The 26430-nt window shown below is 42.8% G+C and carries 20 protein-coding genes and 2 pseudogenes; 17 read left to right on the top strand and 5 right to left on the bottom strand.

The features are described from left to right. Nucleotides 1-68 precede the first annotated feature (68 nt). The 9 genes from JMX48_RS10775 (at nt 69) to JMX48_RS10735 (ending at nt 8514) form a co-directional block, all read left to right on the top strand. Nucleotides 69-698, top strand: coding sequence for an L-threonylcarbamoyladenylate synthase (locus tag JMX48_RS10775; protein WP_201537618.1), 630 nt, complete (start codon nt 69-71; stop codon nt 696-698). A 167-nt stretch (nt 699-865) separates the two neighbouring features. Next, entirely contained in the window at nt 866-1384 is a 519-nt protein-coding gene (locus JMX48_RS10770) for a GbsR/MarR family transcriptional regulator (RefSeq protein WP_201537615.1), read from the top strand. Nucleotides 1385-1508: 124 nt separating this feature from the next. Continuing rightward, a complete protein-coding gene (locus tag JMX48_RS10765; RefSeq protein ID WP_201537613.1) occupies nt 1509-2459 on the top strand; it encodes a fatty acid desaturase in 951 nt (316 codons plus the stop codon). A gap of 117 nt (nt 2460-2576) precedes the next feature. Next, nucleotides 2577-3074 (top strand): hypothetical protein, encoded by a 498-nt coding sequence (locus JMX48_RS10760; RefSeq protein WP_201537611.1) that lies wholly within the window; start codon nt 2577-2579, stop codon nt 3072-3074. Nucleotides 3075-3109: 35 nt separating this feature from the next. Further along, nucleotides 3110-4105, top strand: a complete 996-nt coding sequence (locus JMX48_RS10755) for an epimerase (RefSeq protein WP_201537609.1) — start codon at nt 3110-3112, stop codon at nt 4103-4105. Between the two features lie 478 nt (nt 4106-4583). Continuing rightward, entirely contained in the window at nt 4584-5435 is an 852-nt protein-coding gene (locus JMX48_RS10750) for a fatty acid desaturase family protein (protein WP_201537607.1), read from the top strand. A 25-nt stretch (nt 5436-5460) separates the two neighbouring features. Next, entirely contained in the window at nt 5461-5922 is a 462-nt protein-coding gene (locus tag JMX48_RS10745) for a thiol-disulfide oxidoreductase DCC family protein (protein WP_201537605.1), read from the top strand. 237 nt (nt 5923-6159) lie between these two features. Further along, complete coding sequence (locus tag JMX48_RS10740) at nt 6160-7233, top strand: metallophosphoesterase (protein WP_201537603.1); 1074 nt, start codon at nt 6160-6162, stop codon at nt 7231-7233. 156 nt (nt 7234-7389) lie between these two features. Next, nucleotides 7390-8514 (top strand): metallophosphoesterase, encoded by a 1125-nt coding sequence (locus JMX48_RS10735; protein ID WP_201537601.1) that lies wholly within the window; start codon nt 7390-7392, stop codon nt 8512-8514. A gap of 85 nt (nt 8515-8599) precedes the next feature. Here JMX48_RS10735 and JMX48_RS10730 read toward each other — a convergent pair whose 3' ends face one another. Further along, a complete protein-coding gene (locus JMX48_RS10730) occupies nt 8600-10027 on the bottom strand; it encodes an alpha/beta hydrolase (protein WP_201537599.1) in 1428 nt (475 codons plus the stop codon). A gap of 507 nt (nt 10028-10534) precedes the next feature. On the opposite strand from JMX48_RS10730, the gene grpE reads away from it, so the two are divergent. Both grpE and dnaK read left to right on the top strand, forming a co-directional pair. Continuing rightward, complete coding sequence (gene grpE, locus JMX48_RS10725) at nt 10535-11134, top strand: nucleotide exchange factor GrpE (RefSeq protein ID WP_201537597.1); 600 nt, start codon at nt 10535-10537, stop codon at nt 11132-11134. Nucleotides 11135-11323: 189 nt separating this feature from the next. Continuing rightward, nucleotides 11324-13264, top strand: coding sequence for a molecular chaperone DnaK (dnaK, locus tag JMX48_RS10720; RefSeq protein WP_201537595.1), 1941 nt, complete (start codon nt 11324-11326; stop codon nt 13262-13264). Nucleotides 13265-13553: 289 nt separating this feature from the next. On the opposite strand, the gene JMX48_RS10715 is transcribed toward dnaK, so the two are convergent. Both JMX48_RS10715 and JMX48_RS10710 read right to left on the bottom strand, forming a co-directional pair. After that, nucleotides 13554-14378, bottom strand: a complete 825-nt coding sequence (locus JMX48_RS10715; RefSeq protein ID WP_201537593.1) for a methyltransferase domain-containing protein — start codon at nt 14376-14378, stop codon at nt 13554-13556. Between the two features lie 122 nt (nt 14379-14500). Then, nucleotides 14501-15736, bottom strand: a complete 1236-nt coding sequence (locus JMX48_RS10710; protein ID WP_413786362.1) for an 8-amino-7-oxononanoate synthase — start codon at nt 15734-15736, stop codon at nt 14501-14503. A gap of 288 nt (nt 15737-16024) precedes the next feature. On the opposite strand from JMX48_RS10710, the gene JMX48_RS10705 reads away from it, so the two are divergent. The 3 genes and pseudogenes from JMX48_RS10705 (at nt 16025) to JMX48_RS10695 (ending at nt 18371) form a co-directional block, all read left to right on the top strand. Then, nucleotides 16025-16564 carry a porin family protein gene (locus tag JMX48_RS10705; RefSeq protein WP_201537590.1) on the top strand — a complete coding sequence of 180 codons (540 nt, stop codon included), beginning with the start codon at nt 16025-16027 and terminating at the stop codon, nt 16562-16564. 211 nt (nt 16565-16775) lie between these two features. Continuing rightward, a pseudogene (locus JMX48_RS10700) lies at nt 16776-17210 on the top strand (NfeD family protein); the annotation flags it as partial. Nucleotides 17211-17531: 321 nt separating this feature from the next. Further along, complete coding sequence (locus tag JMX48_RS10695) at nt 17532-18371, top strand: SPFH domain-containing protein (protein ID WP_413786361.1); 840 nt, start codon at nt 17532-17534, stop codon at nt 18369-18371. A 160-nt stretch (nt 18372-18531) separates the two neighbouring features. Here the strand turns inward: JMX48_RS10695 and hemN are convergent, their stop codons facing one another. Both hemN and JMX48_RS10685 read right to left on the bottom strand, forming a co-directional pair. Then, a complete protein-coding gene (gene hemN, locus JMX48_RS10690; protein WP_413786360.1) occupies nt 18532-19983 on the bottom strand; it encodes an oxygen-independent coproporphyrinogen III oxidase in 1452 nt (483 codons plus the stop codon). A 447-nt stretch (nt 19984-20430) separates the two neighbouring features. Beyond that, nucleotides 20431-22914 (bottom strand): penicillin acylase family protein, encoded by a 2484-nt coding sequence (locus JMX48_RS10685; RefSeq protein ID WP_201537584.1) that lies wholly within the window; start codon nt 22912-22914, stop codon nt 20431-20433. Between the two features lie 297 nt (nt 22915-23211). On the opposite strand from JMX48_RS10685, the pseudogene JMX48_RS10680 reads away from it, so the two are divergent. The 3 genes and pseudogenes from JMX48_RS10680 to JMX48_RS10670 all read left to right on the top strand — a co-directional run. Continuing rightward, nucleotides 23212-24150: pseudogene (locus JMX48_RS10680) on the top strand (YifB family Mg chelatase-like AAA ATPase); the annotation flags it as partial. Nucleotides 24151-24286: 136 nt separating this feature from the next. After that, nucleotides 24287-25975: a hypothetical protein gene (locus JMX48_RS10675; protein WP_201537580.1), complete on the top strand. Its 1689-nt coding sequence runs from the start codon at nt 24287-24289 to the stop codon at nt 25973-25975. Next, entirely contained in the window at nt 25968-26378 is a 411-nt protein-coding gene (locus JMX48_RS10670) for a hypothetical protein (RefSeq protein WP_227687990.1), read from the top strand. The genes JMX48_RS10675 and JMX48_RS10670 overlap by 8 nt, the downstream gene beginning before the upstream one ends. Nucleotides 26379-26430: the final 52 nt, after the last annotated feature.

Below are 26430 nucleotides of genomic sequence, written 5' to 3'. Positions count from 1 at the left end.
GCTGAGTCAATGATCCGGCTGTGCTATTATTGACGCTGATTTTTACACCATCACGACTTATTCATACTATGAACCCATCTACTCCTACGACTACCACTTCTGTGATTCAAGCAGCCAACTGTCTAAAAGCTGGGCAACTGCTTGCTTACCCAACCGAGAGCGTGTGGGGAATAGGTTGTGACCCCTATGACGAAGAAGCCGTTCAGCGCATTTTAGCCATCAAACAGCGGCCACAAGCCAAAGGTATGATTGTCATTACTGACAGTGTAGAACGCTTGGCATCTTTGCTAGTAGCGTTAGATGAGGCGCAGCGTGACTCTATTTTAAAGAGCTGGCAAACAGACAGTAAAAATGTAGATTTGCAATATAAGCAAGCCCATACTTGGCTAATCGCTATTCCGCAGACACTGGCTATCACTATTCCGCCTTGGATTACAGGGCAGCATCAGACGGTCGCGGTGAGGGTGATTGCTCATCCTATTATCCGTGAGCTTTGCCAACAGCTGGTCAGCGTCCATAACCCATTTGGATTACTGGTTTCTACCAGTTGTAACCCGTCAGGACAACCGCCTGCCAGTACATTTTCTGAAGCCTATAATTATTTCGGTGAGCAAATCAGCTACTTGCAAGCTGAAACATTAGGCTATACGTTGCCCAGTCAAATTTGTGATGCGAAAACAGGATCAATTATCCGTTAACACTGATTGTCCGCTAGAGAAGTCATATTTTTTAATAACTGATTTTATATTTATTTCTGTATTGACAGAAATTAAAGAATAGCGCAAGATGGTTTAAACAGTAAATTAAATATTCAGTTGATAATTAGCCAATCGAAATTTTATAAATAATTAAATGGGTAGCAATTATGAAACTTAATCCCGTCACCGAAAAATTTATCTTACATTGGGGTGAAATGGGTTCGCAGTGGGGCGTTAACCGCACTATGTCACAGATTCACGCGTTGTTATTTATTATCGGTAAACCACTAAATGCTGAGGAAATTACCGACACGCTGGGAGTGGCGCGTTCTAACGTTTCAAACAGTATCAAAGAGCTACAGCACTGGGGTTTGGTACAAAAGGTTTCAATATTGGGTGATCGTCGCGACCACTTTACGACCAATACCGATGTTTGGGAATTGGCACGTATTATTGTGGTAGAGCGTCAGAAGCGCGAACTTGAGCCAACCGTTCAGTTTTTACAGGAGCTGATGGACAGTCCTGAGTTTGCACACGAAAACAATGAGGTAAAAGCTCGTATCCGTGACACACAAGAGTTCGTTGAAACGCTTACCACTTGGTCATCTGAGATGCTCAAACTACCCACAAGCATCCTTAAAAAAGTCCTCAAATTGGGCGCTAGTATCAAAAAGGTTTTACGCTAGTAACAAGAGTTATTAATTGAAAATAAGAAATTTAAGTAGTAATTTCTGTTTAAACAGAAATTTATGTAATGAAGATAATCATCAACTGAGATTTATTACTGACTATAAAAAACGGATGTGTAATATGAAAGCGAATAACACACAGGGTAATAAAAACATAGCGATGAAAAATACGATCAGCGTAGTGGATTGGCAAGACTTGCGCCAGTTAACGCGCCGTCAAATCGCTTATAACGTTATGTTGCCTTATCCATTTTTATTGTTGTCGTGGTGGTTTGCCAGTCAATCATGGTATGTCTTAGCATGCGGCGCTTCTTATTTATTTTTTGCGGCCGCTTTCCGCCAAGCACACGATGGTTACCATCATAGTTTGGGTACAGGTAAACGTACGATTACCGCGTTATTATTACTGCTTAGTGTGTTATTGATGACCAGTTTGCACAACATTCGAGCCACTCACATGGAACATCATCGTAACCCGTTAGGCGATAGCGATGTTGAGGGCAGTCTGGCAAAAGTGTCGTGGTGGCGCGCGATGTTAGGTGGCGTGAGCTATCGATTGGATATCTATCGTCAAGGATTACGCCTAAGTAGCCGTCGTAATCAACGTATCATTTGGTTAGAGTTTGGTTTGATTGCTTTGGTCATTATCGTCGCAATCATATTGACCGTGTTTCCTGTCTCTGCTCTTGCGATGACAGCGCAAGTACTGGTCTATCATATATCGACGATGATGTTGGCAAATGCCAGTGTCGGTATTATCGCAGTGTGGGGCGTGCATCATGATTGTGATGAAACGATTGCTCGAACTGAGCGCAACCCATTGGTCAACTTGCTGACGTTTAACTTACTCTATCACGTAGAGCATCATCTATTTCCTGCTGTACCATCCAATCATTTACCGGAGCTGGCCAAGCGTTTAGATACGGTAGCGCCGCACCTGACCAAAGCACATGTATTGCCAACCATAGCTAACATCATGGATTTTATAAATAATCGTTGGAATAATATAAAAAATAACTATCGCTATAATCACGATGAAAATGACTGTCCTATTCGTAAGCATTTTGTCTAATAGTTATGCTAAATAACATTGAGACACTTATCCACCAATTATCCACAGCAAATTCATTGGCTTTACTAACGCCCTATTTATACTTAATTAACGATAAATGTTAATAGGATAAATATCATGAAAACGAATAATAATGTCGCTGCTTACCCTTATTTATCAGTGATTATTTTGTTTGCAGGTCTGGGCAGTGTGGTTGGTGGATTGATTGCAGAGCTGGCTTTATTGTTTGTTTTTAGGCATGCAGATTTTGCTCAGATTGGTTATCAACCATTACTATACGTTGGTTTATTGGGTTTTATCCCCGCATTATTAACGGGCTTTATCGTCTCCTTTAAAAATATATGGCGGGGTAATCATAAAAGTATAAGCACAACCTTTGTAATTGGCTTTATAACCTCAGCAGGTTACATGGGTGCAATTATCTTATATTTAGGCATCAACTCATGGTTAGAAGTGGGCGTGCTACTGGCCTTTATGATGGGTGTCGGGTTATTTGGCGCGATCAATTCAGCTATCGCCAGCTGCATAGCTTTACCAAAACCATGTAAAAGTCGTTTTGATATATGCGCTAAAAAAGCAGACGATGGCTATAACAGGTTAATTTTTACCGAATGATAATTATGAAAAATAATGTACATAGGGAGTAGGGCATGAACATTTTAATCAGTGGCGGCTCAGGATTTTTAGGAAGTGCATTCAGCCAAGAGATTATGGCGCGTTACCGTGCAGAAAATAAAACGGTGCATATTACTTGGCTGACGCGTGATAGCAGTCAGGCGCATCCTAACGATATTGACATGATGACTTATGATGAGCTGACAAACTCCGATAAACGCTTCGATGTGATTTTAAATCTAGCAGGTGCAGGTATTGCTGACGCACGTTGGAGCGATGCGCGCAAAGAGCAACTGCTTGCCAGCCGTGTTAAGCCCACCGAAGCATTATTGGCGTTTATCGCTCGTACGATTACTAAGCCCACGCTAATGGTCAGTGGATCTGCCATTGGTTGGTATGGTACTCAAGGTGATAAACCATTGACCGAGAGCAGTGACTTCCAAACGGATTTTTCTCATCAATTATGTGATAAATGGGAAAAATTGGCGTTAACCGCAACCAAATATGGTGTACCTGTGGCTATCGTGCGCACTGGCGTGGTGATGCACCCTGAAGGCGGTATGCTCGGCAAACTATTAACGCCCTTTAAAATGGGTGTCGGTGGTCAATTGGGTGATGGCAAACAAATCATGAGCTGGGTCAGCCGTGAGGATTGGGTAGGGGCGGCGATATTCATTATTGAGCAGCATCTTGCTGGTAAAGCTAGCATTGAACAAGTTGAGACTACGCACGTTGAGCGCGCCAGCATAGATGAAAACACCTTGCAGACGGCAAATGACAAATCAGCGGTCATCTACAACCTCACTGCACCCAATCCTGTGACCAATCACACGTTTACCAAAACCCTAGGCGCATGGCTACACCGTCCAACATTTTTTACTTTACCAGATTTTTTACTCAAGCTAATGTTTGGTGAGATGTCTACATTACTCATTGATGGACAAAAAGTATTGCCGCAAGCACTACAGGACGCAGGCTATGAATTTAAACAGCCAACGCTTAAACAAGCATTAGAAGAGCAGAAATCGTAAATGATGCCGTTATCAATGTACTGATTGTTTCATGTGAAACTTCGTTCTTATTTATATGGTACTTTGTTTCATGTGAAACCTAAATGGAGCTGGTTATGAATAATCTAGATAGAGATATCGTTGCTAATAAGTATAGTCAGTCCTAAATAAAATAAGATCAAATCTGATCACGCGCTACTGGGACGAACTTTCCTTACTTGCTGTGTCTGCACAAATAGAGGCAACGCAAAACTTATCCCAGTAGCACTTTGCTTGTTTTATAGTGGATTGGCTAGGGCTTGAAGACATCGCCGTATAACCTATGCAGGATCAATCACATGACTATTCAAAATCATATCAATAGCAGTATAGAACACAAATAAGATTTAACTTTTAATTTCACTTTTGACAGAAATAAAGTAAACTAAAATCATTGTTACTGAACAAGCGGTTGCTTAATCTGAGTCGCTACTGCTTATAACAAAGCAAGGAGAACCCCATGCGTCATCCTTCGTTAGCCAATATTGAATGGCAAGATTTGCGTCAGCTCAAGCCCACTGAGACCGTTTACAATATCTTTTTATCATTACCTTTTTTATTGTTGTCATGGTGGAGCGCGTGGCAGGGGTTTTGGCTACTTGCTCTTGTTGCGACTTTTTTCTTTTTTACCGCAGCGCTCAGACAGGCGCATGATTGCTATCACCGCACTTTAGGTGTGAGTAAAGTCACCACAGAGCTAATGCTATTTATGCTGAGTATCACTATGCTTTGTAGTACGCATGCCATTCGGCACACTCATCTCAATCATCACCGCGATCCGCTGGGAGACAGCGATGTTGAGGGTAATTGGGCACGCCTGCCGTGGTATCAAGCGATATTGGGCGGTGGGCTATTTTCAATGGCAATTCAGTGGTTTGGCTTAACGCATGGTAGTCGCCGCAATCATATTTTCGTTGCCTTTGATATGCTGCTTATTTTTGCAGTGATTGCCAGCGCTTTTATTACGATGCATCCAGTATTGATGTATCACGTATTGGTAATGATATTGGCCAATACGATGGTGGGATTTTTTGCAGTATGGAGCGTCCATCATGGTTGTGATGATGTGGTATATGCCCGCAGTGAGCGTCATCCATTGATTAATTTACTGACCTTTAACTTGCTCTATCACATCGAGCATCATCTGTTTCCAGCGGTGCCGACCAACCATCTACCGATACTGGCCAAGCGTTTAGATGCTAGCGCTCCGCAGTGGACGCAGCAGCCAGTAATTCCTCTTTTATCCTCAGTCAATCAGTATCAACAATCTAGAGTGACTGAAAAATCCCATTCCCATCACCTTGATATTTAGCTATTACTCAAAAAGGAGTCGTAAGATGATTATTCAAAATCATATCAACAGCTATAGAGAAGAAGCGCATTTATCCATCACCATGTACTACGATGATGCTTGCGTCATATGCAGTACTGAGGCGCATAATATGCAACTGCGCCAGCCGCAGAGGATACACCTAGTTCCTGTGGACGAGGGGCTTGATAAGTTGGCCGCCGCAGGGTTCAGTCGTGAGGATGCGATGACTTATATGTGTGTGCAAGACAGCTACGATAACTGGTATACGCACATGGATGCCGTGCGACTGCTGTATAAGACAAGCGGTGTCAAATGGTCATCGTTATTGTTCTTGCCAGTGGTTAAACAAATGGGTGATTTTGTGTATCCGTATGTCGCACGCAATCGTTATAGAATTCCGAACTGGGTGACCAAACTGGTTTATGGCAAAGCAATAATGCAAGCTTGCGAAAATGGTGTTTGCAAAATTGCTCCTGACAAACGTTAAATACTTTTTATTATGGGTACTTATTCGTAGTTGATACTATTTTATTTGGCTTTGCGACACTATAGTCAGTGAAAAATTAAATCGATACATTAGTAATGAGCACTACGACAGTAAATCAGAGTAAATAAAACTGATAGATTTTCATTAATGAAGTTTTTGTGGAAAAGAAGGCCCCCTGTTCAGAGCATTAGGTTTTTAACGTAAGATAGCGTTATCTTTATCTGATTAGACTTTTTTATGTGGTCCTTTATCGTTTTCACTCAGTTGCTGGCTATTATGACCAGCGTTCTTTTCTGGTGGTTAATAAAACCAAAAACGACTGCTGCAAAAATCGCGCTGATAGCGACTGTCTTTGTTATCAATAATGTTGCTCTCATTTATGGCTTGAGTGAGTTTTGGGGCGAGCGCTTTCATGTCTATTTGGTCGTTAGTATTTTGCAAGGGTTTATGCTTTATGCTGGCCTGATAGCTGCTGGGGTTGCACTAATTGTCTATCAGCTCTTTAAGCGAAAACCTCGTCCAATACTTTTGCGCGTATTTGCTATCGTTACTTATATCGCTATTGTTAGCTTAGCGGTATTTAATGCCTACTCGCCCATCGTACATCATCTGACAGTTACGATTGATAAGCCGCTAGATAAGCCAATGAACATCGCACTTGTCTCCGATACGCATTTGGGTAGATGGTTTGGCAATCGGCAGATAAAGAAAATGGTGAACCTCATCGATGCAGAGCACCCCGATGTGGTGGTTATCGCTGGTGACATTATGAATGACACGACGATTGCTTATGATAATACAAATATGCATGAGCAATTATCGAAGCTAACAGCACCGCTTGGCGTCTATGCGACTTTGGGCAATCACGATTATTTCGGTTATGACAAGCAGATCACTCAGGCGGTGGAAGCAGCAGGTATCAACGCCCTTGATAACGAGAGTGTGCTATTAGATGACTCAGTATGGCTGGTGGGACGCTCTGATGACATCGATCGTACCAGACTATCAGCGGATGAGTTATTGACGCAAGTGGAGACAGACAAACCAATTATATTTTTGGAACACCGTCCTAGCGCCATGGATGAGATTGGTGCTCTACCCGTTGATTTGCATCTGTCTGGTCATACCCATGGCGGGCAGATATTCCCGTTAACGATATTAATGGATTGGTTGACACCGCTAAACTATGGCACCAAAAAAATAGCCGATACGCAGTTTTTGGTAACCTCTGGTTATGGTATTGGGGCAGTGCCGTTTAGACTGGGTACGCGTTCTGAGATTTGGATAATTACGTTACAATCTAGTGTATGAGTCATTTAAATAAATAATATCATCCCTATGATAAAGCCTCTACCATATCTAAATGGTAGAGGTTTTTATTTGCTGTTAGGCTGATTAATAGATGCTTTGCTCGTCTTGTTAGCTGAAAACATACTGCATTGACGCCATCATACTCAAGGATTCTTCATGCGCTATACCTTTTTTATCACCATTTTTGCGCTGTTGCAGCTTTTTAGTTTTGGCGCTGCGCTAAGCTTGCAATGGTGGTTACAGCCTTGGCAGACAGCAGCGCTACGAATTACCGTATGGATCGCCGTATTCGTCATTACTAACGGCTTGCTATTATTGAGTGTCAAAAGAGCCTTTGCCAATAGCTATCGCTGGATCAGTGGTTGGATGTTGGTCATGCATTTTATGTTATTGACCGCTTTAATAACCAGTCTGCTATATGGCGGGTATTGGTTAACTCTTTCGCTAATGGGCGGTGTCGCAAACACTTCCTCAATCGATCTTGGGTTGCGCGTGCTGGCATTGGTGATATTTGCAGGACTGTTCGTCTACGCGCTATATAGCGCTTACGTTCCTGTCGTACGCAAATTATCGATTCACATCGACAAGCCATTGGCTAAGCCGCTACGTATTGCAATAGCCAGTGATTTACACCTAGGGCGATTGTTTGGTAGTGGGGCGATAGATAGGTTGCAACGTCTTGTCGTGCAGCATAAAGCAGACATACTGCTAATGCCGGGCGATATTATGGATGACAACACGCAAGCATTTGCTGATTATCAGATGGCAGGAAACTTGGCTAAGTTATGTAAAAGCTTACCGTATGGCGTCTATGCGACGTTGGGCAATCATGATTTATATGGTCACGAGCAGCCGATTAGTGAAGCGCTAATTGATGCCGGTGTCCGTTTATTAAATGATGACGTATGGTGTATAGATCATGAGGGTACGTCCATTTGGCTGGTTGGTCGCTTTGATAATCACAAGCAGCAGCGCGTTCAGACCACTGAGCTGTTGGCGCAGGTGGATATAGAAAAGCCCGTTATATTGATGGATCATAGACCGAGTGATATCACGGCACACAGTCAGTTGCCAATCGATTTACAAGTATCAGGACATACGCATAATGGCCAAGTATTTCCCGCCAATTTTGTCGTAAGCGCCATTAATCGATTGGGTTACGGTTATGAAGCCATTGGAAAAGGTCACTTTGTGGTGTCCTCCGGTTATGGCTTTTGGGGTATTCCATTTCGTTTAGGCTCGCGCTCAGAGGTTTGGTTCATTAGTCTGACGGGTAACTAAAACCGTCAGCAAAAACCTCCGAGATACTGGCAACCTAAGGCACTGGCAACCTAAGGTACTGATAAACTAAGTCACTAACAAATACCTATGCGGCTAACTGGGATTGCGCCTCAATAATGTTATGTACGAAATAAACAAATTCATCAATCATATCTCTTGTTTCTTGACCAAGACCTTCGTGAATATTCATAAAATGAATAAAACCATGCGGTGCACCCAGTACCGTATTTGTTCTAACTAAAACACCATGATTTTTTAGCTGCTCTGCATAAGCAAACGCTTCATCGCGCAACACGTCCAATTCAGAAACGACAATATAAGTCGGGCATACCTGACTGTTATCACCCAGCATAGGTGAACTAAGCACATGCTGGCGTGGCAATGGGCTGTTTTGGAAACAAGCGGCATCAAAGACTGCCACATCGGCATGATCTAATAGCAAACCTTCACCATACAAATCCCAGCTTGGATAATTTGTCTCGACATCAGTCACCGGATACAAAGGCATTTGTGCCAATGGCTTGGGTAAGCCTTGTAACAAATCAAAAATCTTCTGACCATCGATACCCAAATCCAACCATGCATTTTCGGTGGGGGCAGTGATTTGCTGCGTCACCAGCGCGCACAATCCACCACCCGCACTATCACCTGCTAGGACAATACGTGACGGTGAAGCCTTTAGCGTGTGGCAATGCTCAGCCAGCCAAGCATAAGCAGTGATACAATCTCTCAATGCAGTCGGAGCAGGGTTCTCAGGCGCTAAGCGATAATCAACGCTGACGACTGGCCAGCCCGTTTGCTCGCAGATGGCATGGCAAAACTCATGGTGAGTGTCGACATCACCAAGACAAAATCCGCCCCCGTGAAAGAACAACAACACCATTTCATCAGGATTATGAGTATGGCGTTTATTAAGACCAATGTGCTTAAAACCAAGTTGATTTGAGCCAACGCTTGCTTGATAGCAGCGAATGGTCATGTCGCCCTCGTCAGCATTGGCAATCACTTCATCTTCCCAGCGAACAGGTCTCTCGCCTTTTTTGGTAAAACGTTTGATATTGCTGAGCATGGTGTCACTGGCTTGCTTCCATACTTTTGGCGCTTGCATTGCCACTGCATCGACGGCAAATCTTTTACGCAGCTCAGGCATTGGCGTGAGCTCTAACGGCGATTTGAACTTACTATTGACAGCGAGTATCAAACGCAGATGAGCATCAGCATACAGATACTGTTTTGACGTAGCGCCTTTTAAATAACCGACCAACCTCTCTAATATAGGGTTTGGCAGATAGCCCACGCTTTTCATCGCATAATGCAAGGTATGGGGTTGACGACTGGCGATTGGCTTGTAGCTAAATATTTTTTCTTTCACACTCAGACGCTTTTCGTGATTGTCATTTTCACTGTCACTTTTTTCGACGTCATTATCTACTTGGTCTGTCGATACCAGTTTTAACGTCATCAATGCTTTGTTCATTAAAGTATTGATTGATAATGGGGTTGAATTAGACATAATAATTCTCATAAATGATGGTCAGTATTCGCCATCCTGCATTGGCGTTTACTTCAATGTGCTTAAGCTATTGATAACCATCATAAAGTAAGCCCACATAATAATAAGTGTTTCTTTAGTAAGGCTTCGACTACTAATGGTAAGTCATTTGCAATCGATCACGTTTTTTAATGGATTTTACTATTAATTTTCGTACAAGGTTTAACGGCAAATATCACGAGCCAACCGCAAAGATAATAGGCGTTGTGGGCAAAGAAAAGTGTCTTTTACGCCTTTTCATTCGTATTTAGCCTGCATTTGTTGTAAATGAGAAAAATTCCTACGATTTAGGCTTGAAATTTATCCTTGTCACCTTTATCAAGCAGCTAGTAAAGCGCATTAATAAAAACAATGAGTAACAACGGTTAAGTAGCCAATAAATCAGAGCGCAGTCTCAGCATAAATAGCGACTAGCGGATTTATGTTGTGCTATATCAATCGTCATTATTAACATTCTAAGGAGCCATCATGAGCGAGCAAAATACCAACAACGAATCCCCTGAGCAAAATCTGGCACATGATAATGTTGAACACAGTGCCAGTATTTTAGAAGAAACCATCAATGAGTTTGATCCACAACATAACTCAGGTGAAGATTTGACCATCGATACTGAAATCGATCTTGATACTTTTAAAGCGCGTATTGCTGAGCTAGAAGGTGAAGTCAAGCAAGCAAAAGAAGGTACAGCTCGTGCCAATGCAGAAGCTTACAACGCCCAAAAACGTATGGAACAAGAAGCCGACAAGAGCAAAAAGTTCGCCCTGCAAAAATTCGCTAAAGAGTTACTAGAGATCGTTGATAACTTAGAGCGTGCCATTGAAAATGCGGATGCCAATGATCCAGTCGCTGAAGGTGTACAACTGACTCATAAAGCATTAGTGGCCGTATTGAATAAAAATGGTGTAGAAACAGTTGATCCACAAGGCGAAAAGTTCAACGCTGATTTGCATGAAGCAGTCGGTATTGACGAAGAAGCGGAAGCAGATACAGTCGGTACGGTATTGCAAAAAGGCTATAGTCTGAATGGTCGTTTATTGCGCCCAGCCATGGTACGTGTTGGACAGTAGTTTTTAGATCAGCAATATTTTTGAGGTGATAAACCCTACTAATATTAAGGTTTTTCACAAAAAGTCACATGAAACACCGTTTTTGCTTGGTTATTGACTTGAAAAATTAATAAGCAAACCGATATAAAGCAACAAGTGACCGACTATGGTCCGAACATTTATATTTAAAACAATTAGGAGCAATTAATTATGGGTAAAGTAATTGGTATTGATCTAGGTACAACCAACTCATGTGTCGCAGTAATGGAAGGTGACAAAGTTAAAGTCATCGAGAATGCTGAAGGTACTCGTACCACGCCATCAATCGTGGCGTATAAGAATGATGAAATTTTGGTTGGACAATCAGCCAAGCGTCAAGCAGTCACCAACCCAAACAATACGTTATTTGCTATCAAGCGTTTGATCGGTCGTCGTTTTGATGACAAAGTCGTGCAAAAAGATATTGGCATGGTTCCTTACAAGATTGCCAAAGCTGACAACGGTGATGCTTGGGTAGAAATCAACGGCAAAAAACTAGCGCCACCACAGGTTTCTGCTGAAATCTTGAAAAAAATGAAAAAAACAGCAGAAGATTATCTTGGTGAAAGCGTCACAGAAGCTGTTGTAACGGTACCTGCTTACTTCAATGACTCACAGCGCCAAGCAACCAAAGATGCGGGTAAAATTGCGGGTCTTGATGTAAAACGTATCATCAACGAGCCAACTGCCGCCGCCCTTGCCTATGGCATGGACAAAAAGAAAGGCGATAGCACCGTTGCTGTTTATGACTTGGGCGGTGGTACCTTTGATATCTCAATCATCGAAATCGCTGATGTTGATGGCGAGCAGCAATTTGAAGTATTGGCGACCAATGGCGATACATTCCTTGGTGGTGAAGATTTCGACTCAGCGTTGATTGATTTCTTAGTAGACGAGTTTAAGAAAGACCAAGACGTTAACCTAAAAGGTGACTCATTGGCGATGCAGCGTCTAAAAGAAGCGGCAGAAAAAGCGAAAATTGAGTTATCAAGCGCGCAAAGTACTGAAGTGAACTTGCCATATATCACCGCTGACAGCAGTGGTCCTAAGCATTTGGTTGTGACTATCAGTCGCTCAAAATTAGAAAGTTTAACCGAAGCATTGGTACAACGCACCATGGGTCCTTGTAAAATTGCCCTTGAAGATGCTGGCCTAAAAATCGGCGATATCGATGACGTCATCTTAGTTGGTGGTCAGACTCGTATGCCACTTGTACAACAAAACGTACAAGAATTCTTCGGTCAAGAGCCACGTAAAGACGTGAACCCTGACGAAGCAGTAGCAGCAGGTGCCGCGATTCAAGGGGCAGTATTGTCTGGTGAAAAAACCGACGTATTATTACTTGACGTGACACCATTGACACTAGGTATCGAAACGATGGGCGGTGTCATGACGCCAGTTATCGAGAAAAACACCATGATTCCTACCAAGAAATCACAGGTATTCTCAACAGCTGAAGACAACCAGCCAGCCGTGACCATTCAGGTTTATCAAGGTGAGCGTAAAATCGCTAACCAAAACAAACAGCTTGGTCGTTTTGATTTGACGGATATTCCACCAGCACCACGTGGCCTACCACAGATCGAAGTATCTTTTGACATCAATGCTGATGGTATTATGAACATTTCAGCTACCGATAAGGGCACTGGTAAAGCACAAAGTATCCAGATTAAAGCAGATTCTGGTTTGTCGGACGAAGAAGTTGAACAAATGGTTCGTGATGCTGAAGCGAATGCGGCAGAAGATGAAAAATTCGCTAATCTTGCGCAAGTACGTAACGAAGCAGATGGCCGTATCCATGCAGTACAAAAAGCGTTGAAAGAAGCCGCAGATAAAGTGACTGACGAAGAAAAAGCAACGGTAGAAACGGCTATCACTGAGCTTGAGACAGCAGCTAAAGAAGACGATCACGAAGACATCAAAGCCAAGCTTGAAGCGTTAGACAATGCTTTCTTACCCGTTAGCCAAAAGATTTATGCGGATAGCGGCGCTGGTGCAGAAGGTATGGATCCGAGCCAGTTCCAACAAGGCGCGGATGCAGCAGAGAGCAACCAAGCTGATGATGATGTCGTTGATGCTGAGTTCACTGAAGTAGACGAAGACAAAAAATAATACCAAACTCAAAAGCGCGATTAGCTGTGTTAAACTCGCTTAGTCTACTAACTAGTAGTACTTACGCTCGTTTTCCTTCCTAATCAAGCTTTTGAAAATGGTAAAAACGATAAGTAGTTAAGTTAGAAAAACGCACCTTTCGAGGTGCGTTTTTTTATGGCTGATGGTTTTGTATAGTTAGTAAAAAGTAATGTCGATACATCGTGCACTGCTGATATCAATTTTCTTGCTTGCTGTGCCTGCGCAGACAGAGGCTGTAAAAATTGATATCAGCAGTACTGTGGCGCTTTTAAGATATTTTATAAGCGTCGATGATCAGTACTTCATAGGTTAGATAGACACAAGGCTGTCCATTGTCATCTTTTCCTGAAAACTGTTCCCAGTATGCGCGCTCAAACTGTTGCAAACGCGCCTTTGTCCAAGTAAAAGGTGCTGTGCTTTGATCGCTTCCTATGTTTTGCAATTGAGTTTGATTGGTCGATACGCCCGTTAATTTCATATGTTTTAGCACATCATAGGGTCGCGCAAACGGGATATCAAAGCGCTGAGTAGACAGCTGAATTCGATTGAGTTTGGCCTCATCTAATGCTGATTGCCACGCTACAATCTCTGGATAATGTAATCCTTGTCCAGTGAGTGCTTTGATTTGCAAAAAATTATTAGATGTAAAAGTGCTGAGTAGTAGCTGTCCGCCTGCTGTTAGCCGCGTTGCTGACTGCGATATAAACTGTAGAGGATTATCAAACCACTGTATGGCATTGGCGCTAATAATTAAGCTATGGTTTGCATCCAAATCCATTGTTTCTGCATCGCCAATACGCACTTGAGCCGTTGGCAGTATAGACTGTAAATTCGTCTTTTGCTGCGTGCACAGCTCGTTAACGATCCAGCGTTTGCTTTGTAGCGTTGCCGCTAGTAACTGGGTCATTTGCCCAGTACCTGCGCCCACTTCAAGCACGCTATCTTGGGATTGATGCGCGATACAATTGAGCAGGCGCTGACAGATATGTTGTTGGATATGAGCATGCTGAGCATAGTCGTTGGCTTGTGCAAAATGACGGGCGATGGTCTGCTTTCGAGTGCTCAGATCAGACAGTGAAGTAGGATTTTTCATAACGTTTTCTTTAATCCAAAATATCTTAAGTATGTGCGTGAGCTATATTAATGAAACGTTTTTTAGGGCACGTTCTCATTGTTAGTCCATTTATATAGGATCGCTTGAATTGAGGACACGCCCTAGTATAAGTGCTCCATCAAACGTTGACAGTCAGCCTCACTTATACGGGCATTCATTACCAATCGAATACGGGCAGTATTGGCAGGAACGGTCGGCGGTCTGATGGGTAAAGCATAAAATCCAGCGGCCTGTAGCTGCGCCGCTTTGGCAATGGTTCGGGCATTATCACCCAATATATAAGGCACGATAGGTGATTGATAAGCCATCTCTTGTGATTCTGATGGAACGCGATGCACGGGGCTGATGGCTTGGCTAAGCTGTAATGATATCTGTGCCAAATGTTGTCTACGCGACTGCAATTCTGGCATTTTTGCCAAAATAAAACGTGTCCATGCATGGTTCAGTGGCGGTAAAGCGGTACTAAAAATAAGAGGTCGCATGTGATTGACCAGCCATGACTTAACCGTATCATCGCACAAAACATAGGCGCCGATTGAGGCAAACGCTTTACCTAACGTCCCCACCAGATAATCGATATCAGCAAGGGTTTGTGTTTCTTCTGCCAGCCCGCAACCTTGATGACCAAGTACGCCGACCGCATGCGCTTCATCCACATAGAGCTCGATACGACTATCTAGTACTTTTAGGCGTACTAAGGTAGGTAAATCTGCGCGGTCGCCATCCATACTAAAAATACTTTCGGTGATGATAATAATACGCTCAACGTTATCTTCAACTTGCGCCAATAACGTTGCCAAATGCTCATAATCATTATGACGATACCGACGATAAGCGCACCATTTATTTTGGCTGAGGCGAATACCATCAATGATACTGGCATGTACCAGTTTATCTGCCAACATAAGGGTTTTAACAGGTAAGGCCGTTAGGGCAGGTAACAGACCAATATTGGCATGATAGCCACTGTTCATGACTAACGCTGATTTTGGCGCGGTGCTGTTTTTTTCGCCTGCCGCCATTTGATACCAGTGTTGTAATTCATCTTCGAGCATTTGTAGTTGGGCATCATTCCCTGTCAAAAGACGCGAAGAGGCGGCACTCATTTTGGGCAGCTGCGCTGTCGGTAGCTGTTGCATCTGCTCAAAAAACTCATATTGTAGTGCTGTGTCACTACTTAATCCAAGATAGTCATTACTAGCGATATTCAGTAGAGTTTTGCTCTTACTAATCACGTAGCGTCCTTGATGTTCAATATCTGGTAGTTGACGGTATTGCTGCTTGTCTTTTAATTGGACAAGTTCTGCTTGTAATCGTTTATGGATGGACGTGGATATCATGAATTATCCTTCAACCTATTTTAAATTGATGAGGGTAGGGGGTATAGCGAGTAGGAAGTATTGCACAAAATCAAGAGATGTAACAGAAAGTTTCATATCTCGGTCTTTGTTACCCACACGCTGATAAATACTTTCAAATCTTAACTGTCATACCATCAAACACTGACAGATCCCTTGAAATAGTTTGTTACTATATCCTCATCGTTAGCAAACAAGGCGATCGGGCCAAAAGGCCAACATAAAATACATAACTTGTTTGTCCATATATCCTCTAAGGAGCTAATAATGAAAACTCTACAAAAAACTCTACTTGCCCTAGCAGCAGGTTCTTTATTAACAGTAACTGCTCAAGCAGCTGTTGGTTATGGTAACGGTTATACAGGTCAGCCATACGTTGGTGCAAAAGTCGGTCAATTCGATTTAGACATTGATGGCGCTGATGATCCAACTGCTTATGGTGTCTATGCTGGCTATAACTTTGATCCTAACTTCGGTATCGAAGCCGAATATGTCGGTTCAGATGATGCTGACTATAGAGGCGGTGACATCGATGCCAAAACTTATGGCGCTTATGGTACTTACCATTATGCCTTCCCAAACACTGGCTTATATGCCAAAGGTAAGTTAGGTGTTGCTAAAACTGAAGTAGAAGCTGATTACAATGTTGGGGCGCTCAAAGTGTCACGTTCAGACGACGATACCAGTCTTGCTGGTGGTGTAGGTCTTGGCTATAACGTCAACCCTAACTTCGGCGTTGAAGCAGAATATGACATGCTAGGTAGCGACACAGACCTAATGACTGTTGGTGCTAACTTAAAATTCTAAATAGCTAATTAGGTATTTGTTAAATAAAAAACGATCGCTTCGGCGGTCGTTTTTTTTGCTTTAAATTTTAGTAAATTTTCTTAAGCCTGTCTAATGTAGATATACCCTATACTGATGATTTTTAAGAAATTATAAAGTCTAAAAGTGTGTTACATTAAAACTATGATCTTAAAGAATAAGAGGGGAGGTAGCAATTATGGAGACGCTATGGATGATTGAACCTTGGCATTGGCTAGTATTAGGGTTTGCGCTGATGATTGCCGAAATATTCATTCCCACTTTTGCTAGTTTATGGTTTGGTGCTGCCGCTATTATTGTTGCGGCTATAGCATGGCTATTACCGGTTCCTATCTTATTCCAAGTATTGATTTGGCTGACCCTATCCGTACTCTTTATGTTTGCTTGGGTCAAGTATATCAAGCCGCTATCGATAGACCGTACCAAAGCCGGACTCGGCGGCAGCGTGATCATTGGCGAGACGGGTATGATCATAATTAAGCCGCAAGGTAGCGCGCTTGGGCTTGTACGTTTTAGCGTACCGATCGTTGGCGCTGATGAATGGTCTTGTCGTACCCAAGGTGACGTCGTTGAAATAGGTGATAGAGTCGTCGTCACAGATATCGTTGGTAATGAGCTGATTGTTGCCTTGACTAAACGTATTGCTGCCCCTAGCGCTACAGTTGCTCAATCAGATATTACTCCTACTATCGAGAGTCGTCCTGTCACGCATGATATTAAGAACAATCGATTAAATCTTAATAAACCCAATTTAGATAGAGTTCGCCTCAAAAACAAGTTCACTGATAAGTAACTTGCTGAAGCTTCATTTAGCTTAGTAGCGACTTGTAGTATCCCCTCAAGTAATAAAGCGTAAACACATACGACATTGCTGCACCATTGAAAGCAATGGCTCAAGGAGAGCGTTATGAACAGCATCTTAAATAGCCTGAATGGCGTTAGTATCGTTATGTTGGTACTAATAGCATTGATTGCTTTCACTGTATTCAAAGGGGTGCGCATCGTCCCTCAAGGTTATAAATGGATCGTCCAGCGTCTCGGTAAATATAATCAAACGCTTGAGCCTGGCTTGAGCCTAATTATTCCTTTTATCGATACCGTTGCTTATAAAATCACGACCAAAGACATCGTACTTGATATTCCCTCGCAAGAGGTCATTACTCGCGATAACGTAGTCATCATTGCCAATGCCGTTGCCTATATCAGTATCGTTCGTCCTGATAAGGCGGTTTATGGTATTGAAGACTATGAATATGGTATTCGTAATTTAGTACAGACGTCATTGCGCTCGATCATCGGTGAGATGGATCTGGATAGTGCCTTATCTAGCCGCGATGAGATCAAAGCCAAGCTCAAACACGCGATTTCAGAAGATATTGCGGATTGGGGTATTACTCTAAAAACCGTTGAGATTCAAGACATCAATCCATCGCAAACCATGCAAATGGCGATGGAAGAGCAGGCTGCTGCTGAGCGTCAACGTCGTGCGACAGTGACTCGCGCCGATGGTCAAAAACAAGCCGCTATCTTGGAGGCTGATGGTCGTCTAGAAGCTTCGCGCCGCGATGCTGAAGCGCAAGTGGTGCTTGCCAAAGGTTCAGAAGAGTCTATTCGTCTGATCACGGGCGCTATGGGTACTGAAGAGATGCCGATCGTCTACTTACTAGGTGAGCAGTACATTAAAGCGATTCGTCAGCTAGCAGAGTCTGACAATTCTAAAATGGTGGTTTTACCGGCTGATATTCTGAGTACTGTGAAAGGTATGGTTGGTGATAAGCTAAAGGTTTAAATATAGATAGGGTTTATCACGTTATATAAAAAAGACCTCGCTTGAGGTCTTTTTTATGGTGAATTACTGTCTTAGATACTCATCGCTCTAGATAATTTTATTATTAGATATAGTCAGTGAAAAATTAAATCGATACATCAATAGTCAGATACTACTGGTATCAATTTTTGTGTGGCTTTTCTAAATACGTATCAAACACCATGGCGACGTTGCGCCCGAGTAAGCGGCCTCTCGGTAAGACCCGAATACCTGCCGCATCCATATCGATGAGCTTGTCATTCTGCATCTCTCCCAGCTGTTGAATCTCCTCAATAAAATAAGTAATTGTGTCGATACCGAATTTTTGATTGACGTCTTTGAAGTCAATATAGTCGTGGCACAGTAAATTCATAATCACATATTCACGTAAGCGATCTTTGATTGAGGTTTTGATGTATTTAACCGCAGGCATGACCGTAGTATTGATTTGTGCAGCATCGATATTGGCCTGATAGGCTGATAAGTCCGTGTTGTTTTGGAGGATGTAACGCGTATTGTAATTGGCAATTTGACTGATAGATGACACGCCGAAGCCCAGTAAATCACAGTCTCCCATGATGGTATAACCCTGAGGATTACGATATAGCTTGCCGTCGCGTTGTGCGATGGACATCTCATCATCGGGCTTCGCAAAATGATCAATGCCGATATATTGATAGCCAGCTTCTGTCAGCGCATTGATGGTATTACCGAGCATCGTAAGCTTAGCCGCTGAATTTGGTAAGTCTTCCTTCTGGATTTGATGCTGGGTTTTGAAACGCTCAGGCAGATCCGCGTAATTAAACACTGATAGACGATCTGGCGACATCTCAACGAGGCGGCGCACCATATCATCCAAGGTCGTCAGCGTTTGATGCGGCAGACCATAAATCAGATCAATATTGATAGAATGAAAGCCAAGTTCACGTGCCTCATTTATTACACTTTCGATCAATTCTATTGAATGAACATGGTCGTCGGCGATTTGTACTTTATCATCTAAGTCTTGTACGTTTAAACTGATACGATTAAAACCCAGATTACGTAGCGTTTTTAGTGTGTCATTGCTCAGCTCGCGCGGGTCAATTTCAATAGAATAATCGCCTTGGTCTTCAGGTAAAAATGTAAACTGCGTCTGCAAAAAATTCCACAGCTGAACTATTTCTTCATCACGTAAAAACGTGGGTATAGCACCGCCTAAGTGTAGCTGTTTCACTAAAGGGTTGCTGCTGTCCTCAGACGTAGATAAGAAGCGACGCTTTTGCTTAACCTCGGTGATTAAATGCTGCAAATATTCGCCTGAATCACCATTACTTGGAGCAGTCGTTTCATGATTGGTGTAAATATGATGACAGAATGGAACCTGAAAATATAAGGACAATGGCGCGCGGGCTTCGCGGTTTTGAAGAATTTTTGTCTCAAGACCAGCTGTTCCAAGACTGTCAGGAATTGGCACGAACTCCATCGCCGTCGGATAAGAAGTGTAACGTGGGGCTGAACGATTATACTTACGGATCATGGCTTCGTTAAACGCGGGCAGCTGTTTACTGGTGATACTACCGCGGGTACTGGCATAAGGGCTTTCTGTCTGCATAACAGGGCGTGTGGTCGTCGGCTGCTCTTCGGCACGATTATAGGGCTGCGGATTGTTCTGTTCTGAATTCTCTGTCATGCGGTGTTCCTTGTGTTGATCCTAAGTATTGCTGCTGTTTATAGTCGATTCACTTTAAAAGTGGTACAGGGCGACTGAGAGTGCATATTTTTAGAATAACAGTTTCGTAGCCTCTGTATTAGCAGCAAGCCAGTAAAATTCATAGCAGTAGCGTATTTAAGCTCGTATAACCGTTTTACTTTCGGCTGACTATAGCTCAATTTATAGAAGCCAGTATAGCAAATCCTTATTGGCGGTTAGGTGGTCGGTTAGTTTTCTGCTCTATTTTTTACTGACTAAATTTAAAAGGGCTGATTGCATAAAGCAAAAAACCCCAGAGTATATCTGAGGTTTTTGGTACAACTGATTAGATTCAAATAATAACTATAGTTACTCTCTCAATTCGATCTTATTACCGACTGCTTTGTTAGCCACTTCGCCAGCATTGAAAGGCAAGCGTATCCAATCTTTAGCAGAGTAACGACGGGTCTGATCACGATGGAAAGGACGAGTGGTATCACCCGCTTGCGAGAAGGCCAATAGCGCTTCTACCACAGGGCCTTTACTATCAAACGTTACTGATTGCATGTAGGTTGGACCGTTGGTCACTGGGCCATAAGTGCCATCGCTGTTTTGACTTGAGCTTGCGACATTGAAAACGCCTTCACCACCAAAGCCACCGTGCATAGGGATTTTTTCACCGTTTTTACCCGCGTCAATAACGAACTGCACGCTGCCTAGTGTTGCATCTAAGGCAATATTTTTACTATTGTAATAGGTAATCGAGTCACCTAATGCTCTACGCGTGTTCTCATTAATGATCAGATCACGTGGTGTATTAACTGGATCAGCTTCATTAAAAGGAGTGCTGAATCCTGCATTGGTAAATCCACTGACATTATTAACACCTCCAGAAGGATTAAGGTTAGTCCAGAATTTTCTAAAGACATGAGCGCCTTTGCTATCGAGGTTATCACGACGATCCCAAGTAGCTAAAACATTACAGGCTTGAGTCCCATCGATAGTACTACCACCAGTTACAGGCAATGTCGGTTTGACTTTACAATCTTTTAGGACGTCATCAAGGACCAGTTCAGCCGCATAACTACGATTACCATAAACAACTTGCTGCATATTTTTTAGGTTAAAAGTAGTACCACCTAAACCATCTTTATTATCTAATCGATCCAAGATTTGCGTAAATGCCATGCGAGTTCGCAATGATAATGGAGTGGCTTCAGGCGTTGAGACTCCAGCGAAAGATACTAAATTACGTTGTAGTAGTGGTGAGAATCCAGTTAATGGTTGTTTTGCATTACTGAGCCAATAACTATCGTTAGAATTAAGAGCATAATCATCACGTATTATAAACGGCAAGTTTGAACCACCAAAAATTCCCGCTTGCGGTGAGTCAGCATCATTGCCCCATTCACAGGCAGCACTACTACCATTAAGTGCAGGTAAATCTGAGGCAATTAAAGCACCAAGAGCAGGTCCAAAAGATGGACTACTACAGGCTGCTAACTTTTCTTTAGTGACATTAGGTACAGTTGAAATATCAGCATAAAGCGCTTTACCATTACGGTCGGTAGCGATGGTATTAACAAAGCCAAGGCCTAGAATTTTTTGCATTCTATCGACCAGATCCTCAACGCTAGTGGCCATATTCATACTGCGCCATTGATTGAGCGCGCGTGGATTTTCAGAGGCAGCATCACGGATAGTATAAGCTACATTGTTAGCATCACCCCATGCTGGCAAGCCAGGATTAAGTAGCTGAGCATTTAATATTGGTCCATATTGTGAAACATAGATGTTTCGAACTATGGACGGTTTATTATTTGGCATTTTAACAGTAACTGGAACCGTTTCAATGTCACGTTGTTCAACCACACCCGCGTTGTTTACATAGTTGTATTTAAAAGGATTACCTTTGACTAGGCTAAGCTGATAAAGGGTAAAACGCTTAGCAGTCGATACGGTATGACTCCAAGCCACATCTTTATTAAAGCCGATATTGATAAAAGGTTGCCCTTGCTGAGCGGAACCCATTACATCAAGCTCACCTGGTATCGTTGTATGGAACTCATAAAAACGCTGAACCCCTTCCCATGGTTCATGTGGATTGCCATACATGACGCCACTATCAGTACCTGTTACCTCACTACCGAAGGCATAAGCGTTACTACCGCCATCTAATACATTGATAGTCGTCATATCGAATTTTTCATCTGACTCTGCTATAGGTTCAGGGCTACTCATTCTAGAGCTACCCATAACGATATCTGACACTGGAGGAGTCGCTGCTACGATTTGTCTGACGAAGTTAGAGAGCCCACCACGTAAGTTGGCTTTGCCATAGACCGTCAACAAATCATCTAGTGTGATCTCACGCACCCATTCAGCATTGGCACAAGTAGGATCGATATTAGCCACACCTTTATCACGTAAATATCGACTATAACCCGCCGCATAACCTGTGACTGCATCAATAGTTTCAGGGTCTTGAGCCGCCAAGAACTCAGCTTTTCTCTCAGGCGAGTTGTACCACGTGTAAAAAACGTCACTTCCTTCGTTACCTTGAGCACCTAAATAAAGCATGCTTTCACCTCTAGCAACGACCACTTCACGCGCTAGTGAACATAAATTATCTTCGGCAAAAGCATAGCCGACACCATAGCCCAGCCCTTTATAATCCTTCGCAGTAATATGAGGTATACCAAACTCGGTACGTTGAATATCTGCGGAGTAAGTCTGTTTAGGAGTAGACGAGCTATTGTCGTCGTCTCCGAAACAACCAGACAGTCCTACTGAGACTGCCACCGTCAGTAGCGCGAGCCGAGGCACACGCCGATTAAGCATTTTGATGCTCATAAGCTTATCCATCCATGGTTAATTGGGGTTACATAAAGCCATATGAAAACAGCACTCATTGAGCTTTATATGATCAATAAAATCCTTTTATTGCCAATGCTCTTGCTGATCTTGTGTGTCTTATAATGAGGCTGTATTAATGAGTCACCACATAAGACTGAAAGTAAAAGCATCGGTTTATCATATAACAATTTTTGATATTTATGCCAGTAAATAAACGGCATAATAAAAACACGACATTTGCGCACTGATTGATAATACTTTATCATCAGGCCCTACCTATATTAGGAAGCAATAATGTCGTTTGCCCAAGTCTATACCCGTTCGGTCGTCGGTCTGCATGCACCCAAAGTAATTATTGAGGTACATTTATCACAAGGTTTGCCTGCATTGACCATTGTCGGCTTGCCTGAGGCGGCGGTGCGAGAAAGCAAAGACCGTGTACGTTCCGCGATTCTTAACTCAGGTTTCCAGTTTCCCAATCGGCGTCTGACGATTAATTTAGCGCCTGCGGATTTGCCAAAAGATGGTGCGCGTCTTGATTTGCCTATTGCGATAGGCATATTGGCCGCAAGCGGACAGCTCGAACCAGATGTGCTATCGGGGTTTGAGTTTATTGGTGAGTTGGCGCTCAATGGCGAGCTTAGGCAGGTGACAGGTAGCCTAGCAGTCGCACGAGCAATCAAAGCTGAAGGATTGGCGCTAAAGATATCTCAGGCAGTAGAGGATAGTGGACGAGAACTAAGTGATCAATCATCTGCACCGCAGTCTACTCCGCAACTAATCGTACCCATCAAGAACGGTGCTGAGGCCAGTCGTGTGGAAGGCGTGACGATATTAGCCGCCCAAAGCCTAAAGAGCGTTTGTAATCACTTGCAGTCACTGGCAGATTCTGGTGATATAGAGGCACGTTTAGAGGTTGTGCAGCCCAGTCCTGCCCCGCAGCAGATTGGTTATCAAGTGGATTTGGCGGATGTTAAAGGTCAGCATCATGCGAGGCGTGCGCTGGAGATTGCCGCAGCGGGTGGTCATTCGTTATTATTTACTGGGCCGCCCGGTTCTGGCAAGACGTTAATGGCCTCGCGACTGCCGACTATTTTGCCAGACTTGAGCGCTGAGGATGCGTTAGAAGTTGCCAGTACATATTCGGTGGCAGACAGTGATTATGATTATGGCACACGGCCTTTTAGACAAGTGCATCACACCATATCAGCGGTGGCATTGGTCGGTGGTGGCTGTCAATTCCAACAATTAATGTCAAATTCCAAGAATAGATGTCAAAAACGTATCTTCATCTTTCTTGTCTCACTCAAAATACCTCTCAAAAAAATAGCTGACTCGCTACCTAGATTAAGTATTCTGGGGGTGAGTTATGTTTGATGCATTGTTCGATGCTAACGGCAAAAAAGTTAAGTTCATGGGTATGGTTGATATCCGAAAATACTTTAAGGCATGTTTGAGGGGCAGTTATAAGCCAAAGACTGAGTATGTCGTACTGTGGTATGGGCCAATACGCTATCGTAATAGACGTAGGGTTGTTCAAGTGCATTTCTTAGACTCTGATACTAAATATCAGGTTGTAGTTGAAGTATCAATCAAATTAATACCAAGGTTACCCATAGGGTCAATTTGGGTCAACGGGAAGTGCGAAGAAAAGTACGAATTTGAAATCTTATATACCACATTAGATGCGCATGACGATAATAAAGACGAGCGCCCAAACCTTACCTATACTAGCCATTATAGTATCTCAGAGAAAAAGGGTGAGTATATTCTTAAGCCTGATAGCTATCCCGTTAATAAAATCAAGACAGACGCTAATAGCAATCTCGTTGTACAGACTGATGCCACTAGAATAATCATCCCAGCGGTTTTATTTTTTGTTGCACACTATGGGGTGTCTAAAGAGATCAATACAGCCCTTATTAGTTGGCATAAGCAGGAAGTCGAAAAGAGACTTAATCTAAATGATGATTGTGGTGGTCTAATTACCATTCCTGATCGATGCGTGATCGCCGACGCTGTATTTTTATGGCATCTAAAAATAGACTCTTATACCAAAAAAGTAGTTTGGGAGCTTAATAGGAAAATGCTTAGGAGTAACCTAGCTTATCTTCCTTTAAGAGCCGAGCCTTATCACAAGCAAGAAATCCACCTTAAAATAGCAGGTTTGAGAATTGATGAGCAGACCTTGCTTTGTACCGAAATTTTAGGTATCTCTATGCCGCAAGGACAGCCAATAGAATACAGGATAGACAAACCTAATTCTGCCACATACGGCGATGGTACCATCCCTCATACCTCAAGAATCAAACCCCTCTATAACACCGTTGAGTCTGATGAGATTTTACTAGAGGCTGAAAGGGACGCTAACAACATAGTTACCGCTGTAATCAGGCATAGAGTAGAGCAGATAGGCACTATACGGGCGCTCATAAAGGGTGAGAATTTGACTTTGGACGAGGTTGTAGATAGATGTAACACGGTCATACGGCTGCCTCAAAACGAGCCTGACGCTTTTGCAGATGGGGAGGGCGGTAATTCTAATGGCGACATTGGCAGGATACAAACAGTATTGGATAGCGATGCAGCCACCTCCCTACAGAATAACTTTGAACGTCTTTTACGCTATGCTCAAGACCTTAAGGTCACTTTGGGTTATGCTCCCGTAGTCATAGACTGCGTAAACCTTGCTGGCGAAAATATATTTATCGGTGAGACAGTGCGTGGTATGCGCAGTAGACAACGTGATCTTAGTGTAGAGGTGATATTCGTCATGCGCCTGATTACTAATCTTGGACTTTTTTATTTATTTGATTGCAAGAAAGAGGGCGCCCAAACCAGCGGTCTTGTTATAAAAGTAATAGATCAAGATGCTTTGACAGCAGACGTTATAAGACAAGTTGTAGGTCAGTTATTTAGGGGTAATGGTCGTCTGTCTGATGTAAGCGCAATATCTAAATTTGGCATCATCCAATACTTTAAACACACCAACGGTGAGGGTGTTAATTGGGTTAAGACAGCTATAGATAATCTGAAAAATGGGGTTTCAGATGAGTAAATTAATAGCAAGTTTAACTTTATTGTTAATAACAGCTTGTGCCCCTGCAACACCAGAATACGATGAATACTATGGTGCAGGTTACATCGGCGTAAATGAAGCGTTGTGGCCTACTGAGTACACAACACCTTATCCATTCACTGTGCCCTATGGTGAGATTTCATGCGGATCTCATCCTGCCTTTGGGCGTGAGGTATATTTTGAGCCTAAAGGGTATACCGATGAGTCTTATATCGGTACGCCGCTCAATAAGTCAGCGGTAGACTCTTTAAGGCAAAGCAATATGATCTCAAACGTACCCTATAGTATTAAGGAGGGTGCCGATCTTAATGAGGCTATAGAGGTAGGTTTGAGGGTATGTGATGAGTATCAAGAAAAGCTAGATTTCAATAATAACCTTTAGCCTTAGTAACTCATAATTAATGTATATATAAAATAGTTCTTATTGTATTACG

Origin of the sequence: Psychrobacter immobilis (assembly GCF_904846225.1) — a bacterium.
Taxonomy (GTDB): Bacteria; Pseudomonadota; Gammaproteobacteria; order Pseudomonadales; family Moraxellaceae; genus Psychrobacter; species Psychrobacter immobilis_F.
Note: the sequence above shows the minus strand (reverse complement) of the source record. Positions and strands in the feature narration are given on the sequence as shown.